Raw genomic sequence first — 15,595 nt, 5'->3', positions numbered from 1 at the left:
CCTTGCAGGATAATCTATTCCACTAAATATATTGATTACGGAATTCCCTAGCCCAGATGGGAGCAAATATCCTTTTATGCCGGTGTTCGGCATAAAAGATATTGTGGACAGCTGGAAATAGCTCCTTTTCTGGATTATGATAATAAAAATCGTTAATCTAAAATCTTTATATACTTGATTTGAATTGCTCTAAGAAACGTACGTCATTTTCATAAAACATACGGATATCACCAATTTGATACAACAACATCGCAATTCTTTCAATTCCCATTCCGAATGCAAAACCGTTGTATTCGTCTGGATTGATGTCGCAATTTTTAAGTACGTTAGGATCTACCATTCCGCAACCCATAATTTCCAACCAACCTGTTCCTTTGGTGATACGATAATCGGTTTCGGTCTTAAGTCCCCAATAAATATCGACCTCCGCACTTGGTTCCGTAAATGGAAAATAGGATGGACGCAAACGAATTTTTGATTTCCCAAACATCTCTTTGGTGAAATACAAAAGGGTTTGTTTCAAGTCGGCAAAAGACACGTCTTTGTCAATATACAATCCTTCCACTTGGTGAAAGATACAGTGTGAACGGGAAGAAACAGCTTCATTACGAAAAACTCTCCCTGGAGAAATAGTTCGAATAGGCGGTTTATTGTTCTCCATGTAACGCACTTGCACGGATGAAGTGTGCGTACGCAACAAAATATCTGGGTTGGTTTGTATGAAAAAAGTATCCTGCATATCACGCGCCGGATGGTATTCTGGCAAGTTTAATGCCGTAAAATTATGCCAATCGTCCTCAATTTCTGGTCCTTCGGAAACGTTGAATCCAATGTTTGAAAAGACATCAATAATTTGGTTTTTTACCAATGAAATTGGGTGACGAGAACCAATAATTGTAGGTTCGGCTGTACGAGTTAAATCGCCATAAAACCCTTTACTTTCTTCTTTGTTTTCTAATGTTTCTAGGATTGATTTTACTTTATCTTCGGCAGAAGTTTTGAGTAAATTAATCACTTGTCCAAATTCCTTTTTTTTGTCATTTGGTACATTTTTGAATTCGGCAAAAAGGTCTTTCAACAATCCTTTAGTTCCTAAGAATTTTATTCTAAATGCTTCTAATTCTGCAGGATTTTGTGTAGAGAAGGCCTGTGCTTCGCCAATATATTCTTTTATCTTGTCTATCATTTTCGATCCGTAATTGAGAGTGCAAATTTAGCTTTTTTTAGTGATTCGTGAAAAGTAATTAGTGATAAGTCTAAAAAAAATTAACAATAAAGCTAATTTCTAATCACTTACAACTAATTCCTAATCAATCAATTCTCTTTCCAAGAAATAATTAACAATTGCTTCTTTCATCAAAACGGATTGTTCCCCCGCTTTCAAAGGAGGTAATTCTTCTTTTACTTTATAATGTGGCCAGCCGTCTTCGTCAAAAAATTCAAATTCATAAAATCCGTACGGTTCCAATAAGCGGCAAATGGCAATGTGCATCAAATTGAGTTTTTCATCTTTTTTGTATTCACGATGAACCTTCCCGAGTTCCTGTACTCCAATTAAATAAATAATAGCATCCAAATCTAAATCTTCTCCTTGCGAAAATTGATTGGAAAGTATATCGACAAGCCGTTCCCAGCGTTCTTTCAGTTGTGTGTCTCTTGACATTTTTTTTTTTTATTTTAGAATTTAGATTTTAGAATTCTTATGAGATGATTGAGTCAATCTAAAATCTAAAATTATTTCCAGCAAAGATAAGAACTTGAAATTTGACAATGGTTACCGAACAATTCTTTTATCTTTACGCTTTTAAATTTTAAAATAAAAAAAATGAGTTTTTTTGATATTATTCTTGGTGGGTTCTTGTGTTATTCATTTTACAAAGGAATTAGAAACGGACTTTTTGTAGAATTGGCTTCTTTGCTTTCACTAATATTAGGAATATACATTGCTATTAAATTTTCTTCAATTGTCAAAGATTTTTTATCGAATTGGCTGCATTGGAATCCTTACACGGTACAAATTTTTGCCTTTATTTTGACTTTTATTGTGGTTGTAATTGGGATTTATATGTTGGGCAAATTCCTGACCAATATTGCCGATTTTGCTTTTCTGGGCTGGATAAACAGTCTAGGTGGTGGTTTTTTTAGAGTATTGAAAACTGTTTTAATCATGAGTATATTTCTAACAATTTTCGAAAAAATGAATTACCATAATTATTTAGCCAAAAAAGAGACCCTTGACAAATCGATTTTCTTTAACCCGATACAAAAAGTAGCTGGATATATTTTTCCTTCTATCGAAAAATGGTATGACAAAGCGAGGAAGTAGCGTTCGAAGTTTTCAGTAATCCGATTTTAGTCGAAAGGATTATCTTTTTCCGTTCAATCAGTTGAATGCATTCTTAAAATAAGATAGCCCATAGTCGAAAAACTGCGGGCTATTCTTTTATATAATAATTTTTTATCAGTATCCGTGACTAATCCCAAAACGAAAAAGTAGATCACAGATTCAAAAGATTTACACAGATTTATTTTATAATGCATATAAAACCTATGAGATTCAGTGTTATCAATAGCATAAAAATATATTGGGTACACTTTCTGGACAGTCTTATCATTTTTTTAGATCGGAGACAGAATACTGACTACTACTTCACTTCCTTAATGGCTCCGCTATCAATCCAACCTTCGGTTCCATCAGTCAATTGAATTTTTTTCCAGTTGCCTAGCGTTTCTTCTACATATACTTTGGTTCCTTCGTGTAAAACAAAAATGACTGAACCAGCCTTTTGAGGTTCACTTCTTACATCGGATGATTCTGCAAAAACGATAGCTGGTTTTTCATTATCAAAATGGCTTTTCTCAAAAAAGGCAGCCGAAATACTCATCACAACAAGCAATAGAATTACAAACATTCCAAAAAAGAAAACTCTTTTCATCACTACGTTTTGTGAAAAATAATAGCCTATAAAAAAAACCAATACCAACATTGAGAAGCTTATTGAAATCCAAGCCCAAGTTTCGAAAGGATAAATACCCGTAAAATCACGAAGCAACTTTGCAAAACCCACTTTTGGGACTACTTTAATCTCATCTATGGTTTGCTTTTGGGCAAATTTAATATTGTTTAAAACGGCTGGGTTGCTAGGATCTAGAACTAAAGCTTTCTCATAGTTATAAATTGCAAGAGCGGTTTGGTGCAATTTATAATAACAATTCCCCAAATTAAAATACAATTCAACAGATTCCTTATTGTCATTTAAAACTGATTCATAAGCTTTGGCCGCTAAATCATATTTCCCGTTTTGGTACAAATTATTTCCTTTTTCGAAACCCGTTTGTGCAAAGAAAACTTGCGAGATTAATAATAGTATATAAAAAATATTTTTCATTTTCATTTTTTTTAAGATGCTAAGATTCTAATTTGCTGAGATTCTAAGTTTCTTAGGTGTTAAATCTGTTTTTCTAATTCGGAAATAATAGTTACCGCTTTATCAAAATCATGTTGAATCGTTGCACTCGATGATGGCGCATATCGGGCTATCTCACAGTTTTCGGTAAGTGCAATAAAACTATTTACTACTTCTGGATTGGCTTTTCTAGACAATAATAATTCCTGAATATTATCTTTACTCATTTCTGAAGTTTCGATATGCAACTTGGCTTTCAGGAAATTATGCATTGCTTTTTCTAAAGCTACATAGAAAGGGGCTTTGTTATTAATTTGCTTTTTGGCTTCTGATAAATATTTCTTAGCCAATTTATTGTTCATTTTAATTCGGTTTCCAAAAACATCACTATCAATTGCTTCTTTTTTCTTTTTGAATAAAACAATCAAAGGAAGTATTAAAAAGGGCAAAAACAACAAGGTGTAAAATGACGTAGAACCAAAAAATTCAGGCTGTTTTCTTGCTAGAAGTTCTGTTTTTAAGTCAATAAATTTAAACTGCTCAATTTTTTCAATTTTATTTTTACCTACATTGGCATTAGAAGGAGCCTCGGCAGTTTGGGTAGGACCATCTAGAACATTAATTTTAATTTCTTTTGAACTAATGGTTTTATAAGTTCCTGAACTCAAATCAAAGTATGAAAATTGCATTGGTTTTATAACATAATCCCCTTTGTATTGTGGAATAATAGTATAAGAATCTGAGATTTTGCCATTCATTCCAGACAGTGGTGTGTTTACTTTTTCATCATGAACCGCATCATACATTTCTAATGCATTTGGTACTTCGGGTTTTGGTAAAGTAAATAATTTTAAATTTCCAGTACCTGTAACGCTCAAAGTTAAATCCAAGCTTTCGCCATTTTTTAAAGTTGTTTTGGATGGTATTGCTTTAAAATCAAATTTACCCACAGCTCCTGTAAAATCGGCTGGTTTTCCTGCTTCTGGCAAAGGTTTTACACTAATAGTTTTAGCTCCTGCTGAAACTCTCTTATTCCCATCGACTAATAATACCCGACCAAACATATCTCTTCGATTGGTTGGTAATTTTACGCTTATGTCTAACGACAAAGGCTCTATGACTAGTTTACCAGACTTTTGTGGATATAAAATAACTTTTTTTAATACTACAAAACGGTATTTTTCCCCTTTAAACATTCCTTCCTCGCCAACTAATTGTTTAATGTCAATGTTTTGGCTCCAAAAATCATTGTATTTGGGTTTACTGAGTTCATTCCAATTGTTAATTCCAATATTATAACTAAAATACAATTTATATACTACTGTAATAGGTTGATTAATATAGGGATTGGTATTCGAAATATTAGCAATTAAATACAGATTGTCATCGGCAGAAATTTGAGAATCGTTTGGATCTCTTGGTTGCTCCGTTGCTGCTGTAACATTGATTTTTATAGGTTGTGTTTTGTAAATCTGCCCATTATATTCAATCATAGCTTGTTTGATGACCAAATTTCCTTTTTGATTGGGCAACAAATAATAGGAATAACTTTTCTCGAAAGATGTTTTTCCATTAATCCATGATTGACTCACTTGTTGACTCGGTCCTGCAATAATTCGGAAACCTTCAAAAGAAGGTTGTACAAAATTATCGCCATCAATATTCATTACAAAATCGATACGAAGTCTCTCGTTGAGTCCAAGCGTCGTTTTGCTAACTCTTGCCTCAAATTGAACTTGAGCCATAAGTCCTTGAAAACATAATAGTAATAGAATTAAAAATCTTTTCATTACTGGTTTAATCGTTACTGTTTTATTTGTATCAATTTAAAATATCTCATGTCAATTCCTATTATAAAAAACTACCAATCTTTCTCCGTTTTCACAGGTGAACCTTTTACTTTTTTGGCATTTACTTTATCTTGAATTTTCTTTTCCTCATTATTTACAGCATCCAATAAATTTTCGGTTCGTTGTTTTGAAATTCCTCCAGGTTTTGGTTTAGGTTGCCCTTGATCATCTTTTGGTTTACCGTCTTTTTTGTCTTTGTCCTTGTCTTTATCGCCGTCTTTCTTATCGTCTTTTTTGTCCTTATCTTTATTCTTGTCGTCTTTTTTGTCTTTATTTTTATCTTTGTCCTTATTCTTGTCTTTCTTTTTATCGTCTTTTGGAGGAGGATTATCCTTTAGCATTTTTTTGGCCAAAGCATAATTATATCTAGTTTCATCATCTTCTGGGTTATTGCGCAATGCGTTTTTATAAGCTTCTACTGCTTGAGTATAATCCTTCTCTTTCATATAAACATTACCCAAATTATGAAATGCCTTATGCTTTTGGGATCTTGTTTTTAAATTCTTTAACGCATTTGCATACGCAAATTTGGATTCTGAAAATTGATTTTGCCTGTATATTGCATTTCCTAAATTATATGGAGCCACTGTTCGATTGGGGAATTTTGAATGTGAAATTCTATAATTTGCTTCAGACTCTGCATAATTTTTAGCTGTATATTCTTCATTTGCATTAGGCAATATTTTATCTTTCTCTTGGGCATTGGCGCCAAAAGCAAAAAGTAATAGTAATATGTATATGATTTTATTTTTCATTTCTATTTATGTTCCTTTCAACGTATTTTAAAAAACTTCAATTTTCGTTAATGCTCTTTTGATACTTTATTTATTCTCGTTAAATAAATCTAATTTTTTGACCCATTGGGTTTTTCTCTCTAAAAAGAAAATATCCAAAAATAACAGCACAAACCCCAATCCTAAAAACCATTGAAATTGCGATTGAAAATCGGCCATTTCCGTGGCTTCAAATTCGGTTTTTTGTATTTTATCCAGGGTTGCTTTTATGTATTCCAATACTTCTTTGGTATTGTTTCCGTTGACATAACCTCCACCGGTAATTTTGGCAATAGTCGCTAAACTATTTGGATTCAATTTAGTAATTACAATTTCACCTGCATTATCTCTTTGGTAACTTTCAACAATACCATTTTTTTTTAAAGGAATAGTCCCTCCTTTTTCGGTGCCCAAACCTATGGTAACGATTTTCATTCCTAGTTTTTTTGCTTCTTCAGCGGCTGCTTCGGCTCCTTCAGAATGGTCTTCACCATCAGAAATCATAATCATTAATTTGCTGGTCTTACTTTTATCATCAAAATAAGTACCCGATAATTTAATGGCCTCATCTAGTGAAGTTCCCTGAGACGAAACCAATCCTGGACCCATGCTTTGCAAGAACATTTTGGCAACACTATAATCAGTTGTAATTGGCAATACCGGAAATGCACTACCTGCATAAGCAACAATTCCTATTCTGTCGCTTCCTAATTGATTGATGATTTGAGATACGATTTGTTTGCTTTTATCCAATCGGCTTGGAGCAACATCTTCACAAAGCATACTTTTGGAAACATCCATTGCAAAAACAATATCAATTCCTTCTCTTTTAACCGTTTCTACTTTGGTTCCTATCTTCGGATTTACTAATCCAACAATTAAAGCGATCAAAGCTAAAATCAGTACACCCAATTTCAAAACAGGCTTAAAAATAGAACGTTCAGGACTTAATCTTTTAATGATTTCTAAATCTCCAAACTCGCGTTGTTTTTTTCTTTTCCAATATAAATTAAATAGAAAAACCACCACCACAAGCGGTAATATAAAAAGAAGGTATAAATAATTTTGTTCGTCTAATTCCATTTTTAATTTTAGATTTGCTTCGCCAATTCGCCTTTGGCTCGGGTCTGAATTTAGATTTTAGATTTTTATTCTAAAATTATAAATCTAAATTTTGATATTTTTTTCTATTTAATTTAGTTGCTCCAAATTCCTGAATCGGGGGTTAGGGGCTTATATAAAACTTCTGTAAACTGTATTGCGAAACCCTATTTCCAATAGCAATAAAAACCCTGCAAGTAAAACAAAAGGTCTGAATTTTTCGTCATAATCATAGAACTTCAATTCTTCAATTTCTGTGGTTTCGAGTTTATTGATTTCATTGTAAATTTCAGCCAATTTATCATTACTGGTTGCTCTGAAATATTTACCTCCAGTTTTCCTGGCAATATTCTTCATTAATTGTTCATCAATTTCTACCTTCATCATTTGAAATAGAAATTGACCATTTGGTGCAATCGCGTATGGGAATTCCGCCATTCCATTAGTTCCTATTCCAATTGTATAGACTTTTATGCCATACTGTTGAGCGATATCTGATGCGGTTTCTGGTTCGATAAATCCAGCATTATTTACACCATCTGTCAATAAAATTACCACTTTGCTTTTGGCCTTACTGTCTTTTAAACGATTAACCGCTGTTGCTAGTCCCATTCCAATTCCAGTTCCATCTTGCAAAACATTGTCATATTTTATACTTCGAATGGCATCTTGAATTACAGCTTTGTCACTTGTAACGGGTGATTTTGTATAGGCTTCAGAAGCATAAACTACCAATCCAATTCTATCATTGGGCCTTTCTTCAACAAAATCGGCTGCAACTCTTTTTAGTGCTTCCATTCGATTTGGTTTCAAATCCTTGGCTAGCATACTTCCTGACACATCGACCGCAACCACAATATCGATTCCTTTTGTCGTTTTGGTTTTATTGCTAATGTCTACCGTTCTTGGTCTTGCCATTGCTATAATTAATGAAGCCAATGCAACTATTCGCATCACATTCAAAACGGGTTTTAACTTTGCGAGTACTGATTCTGTTCCTTTGAATCCTTGAAGCGAACTTATTTTTAAAGTAGCCGTTTGTTGATTTTTTTTCCAATATAACCAAGCAATAGCAAATGGAAGCAAAAGAAACAACCAAAAAAATTCTGGATTTAAAAAGGTTATTTTTTCCATTAGTTACTAGTTGTTTTAAGTTCTACAGCGTTCAAAATACGGTCTGTTAATTCTGTTGCATAACGATCTCCTTCTTCGTGCAAAATCAAAATTTGTTGTAATCCTCCAGCTTGTCCGAATAGAAGGATTTCATAATAAATTTTAGTACTGCTCTGACTGTTTCCATCTATTCTTGAGAAAGTACCAAATCCTTTTTTACCAGTAATCCCGTTAGCCGTTTGAAAATCTTCTTGCTTGACAATCATGTTTTGAGCACCTTGTGATTCTAATGCTTTTAAAGAACTTTCTATAGATTTAGACAAATCTAAAGCACCTTCTTGTTTGTATTTTATAGTTGACACCATGATATAAAAATTATCCAATAAACTCCCGTATCCGAAAGATTGCATCTCTTTTATCAAAGCCATTCCCTCTTTGGGTAATGTTTTGGTCAAATCCATTCGTTTCAACACTTTTGGTGTTTCAATAATTACCCCTGGATTTCCGTACTCACTTTTTACCCATTCCCCTTCTAATAATTCTTTGGTTGGATGGCCTAGAATATTATCTTTTACAAAATCAAATCCTTTGGTTGCAATAAAATAAGTTGCTGTAGCAAAAAGCAGGAAAAGCACAGAAGCCACCGAAATTGCAATTCGTTGATTTCTTTTCTTCCTTAACATTGTTTTGATTTGTTTCTGCTTCTGAGCTTCGTTCAAAATCAAATCTTCATCCACAGGCACTTCAACAGGAATCGCTTCATCAAGTGTTAGAATTGCTCTTTGAATTTTATTCCTATCCTCAGTAATTTCGAATTCTAATGGTTTTGATTTAGCAAATTTCACTAAATCGGCTTGTTTTAAAACAGTGAATAAATTCTCAATTGTTTCTTGAGAGAGCTTCATTTTCTTTTTTAACGATGCCGCTTTTAGTCCTGCAATCAATTCAGAAGTAGTGCTTTCCATGGCAGGAATTTCAATAGCTTCTTCAATATAATTTCGGGCAATATCCGTCAATTCACTGTAATATGCTTTTACTTCACCATGCTGCCAAAGTTCTTTTTTCTCTAAAGTATTGAGTAAACTGGTCGCTTTTTCTATGGGAGTTTTATAGATTTCTTCTTCAATTTTTTTCTTTTGACGAATTTTGACATACCAATAAATAAAACCTCCAATTCCTAATATTAATAAAATTCCCAAAAGATATTTCCACCAATCTCCCAATGAATCTTCGGCTTTTACAATGTCTTTAATGTCATACATTTTTTGTTTTAATGTATCTACTTGAACATTAGCCACCTCAACTTTTATAGAATCAGTCAAAAAAGCTTTATTGTTTATCAGAATTTTGAAGCTTGGAATCGTATATCTTCCGGAATCAAATTGAGTCAAACCGTATTTTTTGATTAATTCGTACCGATCGTCTTTTTTAATAGTATCAATTGGATAGGAATGAATTACCTCGAGCGCACCAATATTTTTTAGTCTTGGGAAAACCACTTTAGACAACGTATCTACCGAAGTTTTTAAAGTCAATTTAAACTCAGCTCCAATTTTGTTTTTTGTGGTATCAATACTGGTAACTACTTTTTGCTGTGCAAAAATAGAAGTCGAAATCAGCAGTAAGAATATTATTAATTTTTTAAGCATTGATTTTGGGAAATTTTGATTTTTGATTGAAGGTTAACGATTTTTGATTTACGATTTCTCTATAAATAAAAGATTATTTTCAATCCAAAAAAATATTATTTCAAAGTTGTTTTTGCTGTTTTTATACTTATAAATAGTTAATCAAAAATCTGAAATCTTTATCGGGATTTAAAATAGCCTAATAATTTGGTTACATAACTTTCATCCACTCTAGTATTTACAACACCTGAACCTGATTTACTGAAAGTTTCTTTAAAATAGTGTACATTATCATGATAGTATTTTTCATAATTCATACGCACGGATTTTGAACCTGTATTAATCAATTTTGTTTGTCCTGTTTCTGCATCGGTCATTGAAACCATTCCTAGATTGGGCATTTTTTCTTCTCGAATGTCATACACTCGAATACCCGTAATGTCGTGTTTCTTAGAAGCGATTTTCAACGTTTGTTCATAATCTCCCGACATAAAATCCGAAATAACAAATACAATCGCTTTCTTTTTTTGGGTACCCGATAAAAATTTTAAAGCTTGAGCAATATCGGTTTTATAACTTTTAGGCTCAAATTCTATCAATTCTCGAATGATACGCAATACGTGAGATCTACCTTTCTTGGGTGGAATATACAATTCTATTTGGTCTGAAAACAAAATCAATCCTATTTTGTCATTGTTTTGAGTAGCCGAAAATGCCATTGTTGCAGCTATTTCGGTAACAATTTCTTTCTTGAATTGATTTTTGGAACCAAAACTTTCAGAACCCGAAATATCGACCATTAACATCATGGTCAATTCTCTTTCTTCTTCAAAAACTTTGACATGTGCTTCGTTATAACGCGCAGTTACGTTCCAATCGATGGCACGAATATCATCTCCAAATTGATATTGACGAACCTCGCTAAAGGTCATTCCGCGCCCTTTAAACGATGTATGGTATTCTCCCGAAAAGATATGATCACTCAATCTTCGGGTTTTGATTTCTATTTTACGTACTTTTTTTAAAAGCTCTTTTGTATCCATTTTTCTTTAGTGATCAGTGTTCAGTGAACAGTGTTCAGTTTTTTAGCGATCAACAATAAGTATTCAGTAAATTGAATTCAGCAAATTTTTTATTATAAGTTTATTCTCCAAAGTCTTTAAAATTAAAATCTTTTTACAACCACACTTTTTGAAACAAGCCTGACTGAATACTAAAAAACTGAACACTGAAAACTTTCTTATGGTACTTCGATTTCGTTTATGATTTTATTTATGATGTCTACCGATGTAATGTTTTCGGCTTCGGCTTCATAAGTGATTCCAATTCTATGGCGCAAAATATCATGAACTACAGCACGAACATCTTCTGGAATTACATACCCGCGACGCTTGATAAATGCATAACATTTTGCAGCGGTAGCCAGATTAATACTTCCACGCGGTGATGCTCCAAAACTGATCAAAGGTTTTAAATCAGCTAATTTGTATTTCTCGGGATAACGAGTTGCAAAAATAATATCCAATATGTATTTCTCTATTTTTTCATCCATGTAAACTTCTCGAACTGCTTCCTGAGCGCGTAAAATTTGTTCTACAGAAACTACCGGATTTACTTTATCATAACTCCCTTTGAGGTTTTGACGAATAACTAAACGCTCGTCTTCCATCTTCGGATAATCGATAACCGTTTTTAACATAAAACGATCGACTTGCGCTTCCGGCAATTGATAGGTTCCTTCTTGTTCAATAGGGTTTTGAGTTGCCAATACTAAAAATGGTCGGTCCAATTTAAATGTAGTATCACCAATAGTTACTTGTTTTTCTTGCATGGCCTCTAATAATGCTGATTGCACTTTGGCTGGCGCACGGTTAATCTCATCGGCAAGAACGAAATTAGCAAAAATTGGTCCTTTTTTGATAGAGAACTCATTTTGCTTAATATTATAGATCATCGTCCCTACAACATCCGCAGGTAATAAATCGGGAGTAAACTGGATTCGGCTAAAAGAACCTTGAATGGCTTGAGAAAGGGTATTAATCGCTAAAGTTTTTGCTAATCCGGGCACACCTTCTAACAGAATATGTCCCTGACCCAAAAGTCCAATTAATAATCTTTCGACCATGTGTTTTTGTCCCACAATAACTTTATTCATCTCCATAGTGAGAAGGTCAATAAAAGCACTTTCTCTTTCGATTTTTTCATTGATTGCTCTAATGTCTAAAGTCGCTGTATTTTCTTCCATATTGTTATTTTTAAACCCTTGTTTTATTGTCTGTTTTGTTTGATGGTGCAAATTGAATTTTTTTTTAGAAGTAAGATGTTAAAGAATGGTTAAAACTTCGACAAATCCCCTAATTTTAAGGACGAATTATGATTGTATTTGTCTATTTTTAAGAACTAAAAAAAATTAACTTCAAATTAGTTAAATAAACCCCTAATTTTCAAGGGGTAATCTAAAAATGAAACCATGAGCAAAATACCTTTTTCAAAAATTATTGCAGGCACAATGACTTGGGGAGTTTGGGGCAAAAACTGCACCACTGAACAAATGATAGAATTAATGAATATATGCCTTGAAAATGGCATTTCAACCTTTGATCATGCCGATATTTATGGGGTATATACTACAGAAAAAGCCTTTGGAAAAGCATTTAACGAAAGTAAAATCAACCGTAAAGACATCCAATTGATTTCTAAATGTGGGATCCAAATGGTCTCTGAAAGCAGAAAAAATACTATCAAACATTATCAATATTCAAAAGCATATATCATAGCCTCAGCAGAGCTATCTTTAAAAAATTTGCAAACGGATTATTTGGATCTTTTGTTATTGCATAGACCAAGTCCACTGATACAAGCAGATGAAATTGCCGAAGCCGTTGAAAAGCTTAAAATTGAGGGGAAAATATTAGATTTTGGTGTTTCAAATTTTACACCAAGTCAAAGCAATTTGATTGAAACAAAAACAAAAATTAATTACAATCAAATTGAGTTTTCAATTACCCATTTAGAACCAATGCTCGATGGCAGTTTGGATCACATGCAAACCAACCGAATCACGCCTATGTGCTGGTCACCACTTGGAACCGTTTTTCGAAATGAGAATGAACAATCACAACGTATTAAGAAAGTAACTCATGAATTGGCTGCTAAATATAATGTGTCTGAGGATATCATTTTATTGGCATGGATCATAAAACATCCTGCAGGAATCTTACCCGTTTGTGGCACCTCAGACAAAAAGAGACTTTCGCTTTTGATGAAAGCCACAACCGTTGAAATGGATTTGCAGGATTGGTTTGCACTTTGGACAGCGAGTACTGGAAATGAAGTTCCATAGCTATTTTTAATATTCAGTTGCAAAATAGAATGGTTCATTAATAAATTAGAAGATTTAAAGTATTCATAAAAATTGCTAAGTTCAAATGATCAATAAGCGTATTCTTATCAAAAACTTACTGGCTCACAACGATGAGAGCAGTTTCTATGATAAAAAAAGGCAGTTGAATTTGCACTCAAGAGAAGGAAAAGCCAAATTTTTGAAGCACATTTGTGCCTTATCGAATTCGAATCCGACCAATAATTCATACATCGTTGTGGGTGTAGAAGATGAGAACAATCAAATTGTTGGAGATGATTTTTTTGATGATAGCAGAATTCAAAATTTAGTGAATGCTTTTCTTGAAAATCCACCCAAAATTCAATACGAAAATGTCCCTTTCCCTAATTTACCCAAGGACAAAGTAGTTGGCCTTGTAACGATAAAACCCAATAATAAAACATCCTATTTTAAAAAAGGAATTCATACCATTCCTATCAATAGTGTTTTTATCAGACAAGGCAGTAATACAATGCCAGCGAAAGGAGAAATTGAGAAGAATTTTCAGAATATTGAAACCGTTATTGGCATCGAAAACAATTCGAGAAACAGTATCAAATATACACTGGATGGCGTAATTGATTTTATGAATTTTCGCCACAAAGACATGAGTCCAAAATATAAAGTTTTTAAAGAACTATTTGTAATGTGCTGGGCTGGAATTACAAAAAAATCAAGAAACAAAACCTATTTGTCCCGAGTGGATATTGAATTAATTAACGAACAAGTTAAGCTGTTTTATTCGGCTCAAGATGTCGTTGAAATTAGTTATGATGACGATAGTTTTACCATTGTTGAATATGTACCGTTAGGTTTGAACGATAGAACCAGTTATTACCCACTTGAACAACAAACCATCCGTTTTCAGGAAAATGGCTATTATAACATTGATCGAAAAATACTTTTTGAGCCGCCGGAATATAACAAAAAAATGCTATACCATATCTACAATTCAAATTTAGCCTTACTAGGAAAACTTGAAAAAAATATTAAATTATCGGATCGGGAAAGAAAAGATTTGAATAATTTGCCCTCTACTTTTATGATATGCTACCTCAATGGTTTTGAAGATGCCAAGCAAAAACTAATTGATGCAAAACTAGTATTAAAACCGTTTTCACAAGTTTACCTTTCTTTTAAAGAAGCGCTCCGCATATTAAGAAAAATGAAATATGATGTTCAATAAAAAATAGCTGAATTGCTTAACTGAATAATCCTGTTATCCAAACCACTATTTCATTTATAACTTGGCAAATAAAATTGGTCATTAATAGCAATAAGGTAAGAAGTGCGTTCATTTTATAAATTTTAAGTAAAATTACAATGATTCTTTATACTGAGCAATCACTAAAAACAGTGATATTTTTGAAAGTCAAATGTACTTAAAAATAATATACCATAACGCCATACAAGCTTAGAATTCAACGGATATAACAAGCAATTCAACGGATTTATTCTTAATAAAAACTTAAAATTATTAAAATGAAGTCACTTGCATCATCTCTATTAAAAAAAGTAGAAAACACACTTCTTTTCCCTTATTTTTGCAAAAAAACAAATACCGCATAAAATGAGAACATTAGTAATAGGAGATATACATGGTGGCTTGAGAGCATTGCACCAAATAATGGAGAGAGCTAATGTAAGCCCGAAAGACAAACTTATTTTCTTGGGAGATTATGTAGATGGGTGGAGTCAATCACCACAAGTAATCGATTTTTTGATTGAATTAAAAAAAACACACGACATTGTTTGCATAAGAGGAAATCATGACGAATTGTTACGAGAATGGCTCAAAGACAGCAAAGACAATGAACAATGGTACCAACATGGCGGAGAAGCTACTGTTTTGGCATATCAAAATGTGAATGGTGAAACCAAAAATAAGCATGTAAAATTCTTAGAATCATTGGAGAATTATTATTTAGACGAGCAAAATAGGATGTTTATCCATGCTGGATTTACTAATATGAACGGAGTTATATTCGAATATTTCCCTAAATTATTTTACTGGGATCGAACACTTTGGGAAACTGCATTGGCATTGGATCCAAATATGAAACCAGATCATTTGTACTATCCCAAACGATTCACATTATACAAAGAGATCTATATTGGCCATACTCCTGTTTCACGAATTGGTCAAACCACTCCCGTTCAAAAAGCCAATATCTGGAATATTGACACTAGTGCAGCTTTCAAAGGGCCATTAACGATAATGGATGTGGACACCAAAGAATTTTGGCAAAGTGAACTTTTACCAACTTTATATCCGAACGAGAAAGGTAGAAATAAAATGTAAATACTATATTTGTAAAAATTTATTACCTATTTTTATATT

General features: G+C 32.9%; 14 protein-coding genes. 4 read left to right on the top strand and 10 right to left on the bottom strand.

What is annotated here, in order from left to right:
• Positions 1 to 166: 166 nt before the first annotated feature.
• A complete protein-coding gene (gene pheS / locus OYT91_RS14215) occupies positions 167 to 1,186 on the bottom strand; it encodes a phenylalanine--tRNA ligase subunit alpha (RefSeq protein ID WP_281238489.1) in 1,020 nt (339 codons plus the stop codon).
• 120 nt (positions 1,187 to 1,306) lie between these two features.
• On the bottom strand, positions 1,307 to 1,663 hold the full coding sequence (locus OYT91_RS14210) for a hypothetical protein (protein WP_269224262.1): 357 nt from the start codon (positions 1,661 to 1,663) through the stop codon (positions 1,307 to 1,309).
• A 162-nt stretch (positions 1,664 to 1,825) separates the two neighbouring features.
• Here OYT91_RS14210 and OYT91_RS14205 point away from each other — a divergent pair, with 162 nt between their 5' ends.
• On the top strand, positions 1,826 to 2,326 hold the full coding sequence (locus tag OYT91_RS14205; RefSeq protein ID WP_281238488.1) for a CvpA family protein: 501 nt from the start codon (positions 1,826 to 1,828) through the stop codon (positions 2,324 to 2,326).
• Positions 2,327 to 2,645: 319 nt separating this feature from the next.
• Here the strand turns inward: OYT91_RS14205 and OYT91_RS14200 are convergent, their stop codons facing one another.
• From OYT91_RS14200 to OYT91_RS14165, 8 genes are all read right to left on the bottom strand, one after another.
• Complete coding sequence (locus OYT91_RS14200) at positions 2,646 to 3,389, bottom strand: tetratricopeptide repeat protein (RefSeq protein ID WP_281238487.1); 744 nt, start codon at positions 3,387 to 3,389, stop codon at positions 2,646 to 2,648.
• Between the two features lie 59 nt (positions 3,390 to 3,448).
• A complete protein-coding gene (locus OYT91_RS14195; protein ID WP_281238486.1) occupies positions 3,449 to 5,197 on the bottom strand; it encodes an aerotolerance protein BatD in 1,749 nt (582 codons plus the stop codon).
• A 71-nt stretch (positions 5,198 to 5,268) separates the two neighbouring features.
• Positions 5,269 to 6,012 carry a TPR repeat aerotolerance protein BatC gene (locus tag OYT91_RS14190; RefSeq protein WP_281238485.1) on the bottom strand — a complete coding sequence of 248 codons (744 nt, stop codon included), beginning with the start codon at positions 6,010 to 6,012 and terminating at the stop codon, positions 5,269 to 5,271.
• 66 nt (positions 6,013 to 6,078) lie between these two features.
• Positions 6,079 to 7,113: a vWA domain-containing protein gene (locus tag OYT91_RS14185; protein ID WP_281238484.1), complete on the bottom strand. Its 1,035-nt coding sequence runs from the start codon at positions 7,111 to 7,113 to the stop codon at positions 6,079 to 6,081.
• Positions 7,114 to 7,263: 150 nt separating this feature from the next.
• On the bottom strand, positions 7,264 to 8,265 hold the full coding sequence (locus tag OYT91_RS14180; protein ID WP_281238483.1) for a vWA domain-containing protein: 1,002 nt from the start codon (positions 8,263 to 8,265) through the stop codon (positions 7,264 to 7,266).
• On the bottom strand, positions 8,265 to 9,893 hold the full coding sequence (locus OYT91_RS14175) for a phenylalanine--tRNA ligase subunit alpha (protein WP_281238482.1): 1,629 nt from the start codon (positions 9,891 to 9,893) through the stop codon (positions 8,265 to 8,267). The genes OYT91_RS14180 and OYT91_RS14175 overlap by 1 nt, the downstream gene beginning before the upstream one ends.
• Before the next feature lie 158 nt (positions 9,894 to 10,051).
• On the bottom strand, positions 10,052 to 10,915 hold the full coding sequence (locus OYT91_RS14170; RefSeq protein WP_281238481.1) for a DUF58 domain-containing protein: 864 nt from the start codon (positions 10,913 to 10,915) through the stop codon (positions 10,052 to 10,054).
• A gap of 197 nt (positions 10,916 to 11,112) precedes the next feature.
• Positions 11,113 to 12,117: an AAA family ATPase gene (locus OYT91_RS14165; RefSeq protein WP_269224268.1), complete on the bottom strand. Its 1,005-nt coding sequence runs from the start codon at positions 12,115 to 12,117 to the stop codon at positions 11,113 to 11,115.
• Positions 12,118 to 12,342: 225 nt separating this feature from the next.
• On the opposite strand from OYT91_RS14165, the gene OYT91_RS14160 reads away from it, so the two are divergent.
• From OYT91_RS14160 to OYT91_RS14150, 3 genes are all read left to right on the top strand, one after another.
• A complete protein-coding gene (locus OYT91_RS14160) occupies positions 12,343 to 13,215 on the top strand; it encodes an aldo/keto reductase (RefSeq protein ID WP_281238480.1) in 873 nt (290 codons plus the stop codon).
• Positions 13,216 to 13,300: 85 nt separating this feature from the next.
• On the top strand, positions 13,301 to 14,440 hold the full coding sequence (locus OYT91_RS14155; RefSeq protein ID WP_281238479.1) for an ATP-binding protein: 1,140 nt from the start codon (positions 13,301 to 13,303) through the stop codon (positions 14,438 to 14,440).
• A 384-nt stretch (positions 14,441 to 14,824) separates the two neighbouring features.
• On the top strand, positions 14,825 to 15,556 hold the full coding sequence (locus tag OYT91_RS14150; RefSeq protein WP_281238478.1) for a metallophosphoesterase family protein: 732 nt from the start codon (positions 14,825 to 14,827) through the stop codon (positions 15,554 to 15,556).
• Positions 15,557 to 15,595: the final 39 nt, after the last annotated feature.

The organism is Flavobacterium praedii, from assembly GCF_026810365.1.
In the GTDB taxonomy this organism is placed as follows: domain Bacteria; phylum Bacteroidota; class Bacteroidia; order Flavobacteriales; family Flavobacteriaceae; genus Flavobacterium; species Flavobacterium praedii.
This window is presented reverse-complemented; position numbering and strand designations above follow the sequence as displayed.

Bases quoted from the DNA above. Each gene is read 5' to 3' on its own strand.
- pheS (WP_281238489.1), bottom strand. From the start codon at position 1,186: ATGATAGACAAGATAAAAGAATATATTGGCGAAGCACAGGCCTTCTCT.
- OYT91_RS14210 (WP_269224262.1), bottom strand. From the start codon at position 1,663: ATGTCAAGAGACACACAACTGAAAGAACGCTGGGAACGGCTTGTCGAT.
- OYT91_RS14205 (WP_281238488.1), top strand. From the start codon at position 1,826: ATGAGTTTTTTTGATATTATTCTTGGTGGGTTCTTGTGTTATTCATTT.
- OYT91_RS14200 (WP_281238487.1), bottom strand. From the start codon at position 3,389: ATGAAAAATATTTTTTATATACTATTATTAATCTCGCAAGTTTTCTTT.
- OYT91_RS14195 (WP_281238486.1), bottom strand. From the start codon at position 5,197: ATGAAAAGATTTTTAATTCTATTACTATTATGTTTTCAAGGACTTATG.
- OYT91_RS14190 (WP_281238485.1), bottom strand. From the start codon at position 6,012: ATGAAAAATAAAATCATATACATATTACTATTACTTTTTGCTTTTGGC.
- OYT91_RS14185 (WP_281238484.1), bottom strand. From the start codon at position 7,113: ATGGAATTAGACGAACAAAATTATTTATACCTTCTTTTTATATTACCG.
- OYT91_RS14180 (WP_281238483.1), bottom strand. From the start codon at position 8,265: ATGGAAAAAATAACCTTTTTAAATCCAGAATTTTTTTGGTTGTTTCTT.
- OYT91_RS14175 (WP_281238482.1), bottom strand. From the start codon at position 9,893: ATGCTTAAAAAATTAATAATATTCTTACTGCTGATTTCGACTTCTATT.
- OYT91_RS14170 (WP_281238481.1), bottom strand. From the start codon at position 10,915: ATGGATACAAAAGAGCTTTTAAAAAAAGTACGTAAAATAGAAATCAAA.
- OYT91_RS14165 (WP_269224268.1), bottom strand. From the start codon at position 12,117: ATGGAAGAAAATACAGCGACTTTAGACATTAGAGCAATCAATGAAAAA.
- OYT91_RS14160 (WP_281238480.1), top strand. From the start codon at position 12,343: ATGAGCAAAATACCTTTTTCAAAAATTATTGCAGGCACAATGACTTGG.
- OYT91_RS14155 (WP_281238479.1), top strand. From the start codon at position 13,301: ATGATCAATAAGCGTATTCTTATCAAAAACTTACTGGCTCACAACGAT.
- OYT91_RS14150 (WP_281238478.1), top strand. From the start codon at position 14,825: ATGAGAACATTAGTAATAGGAGATATACATGGTGGCTTGAGAGCATTG.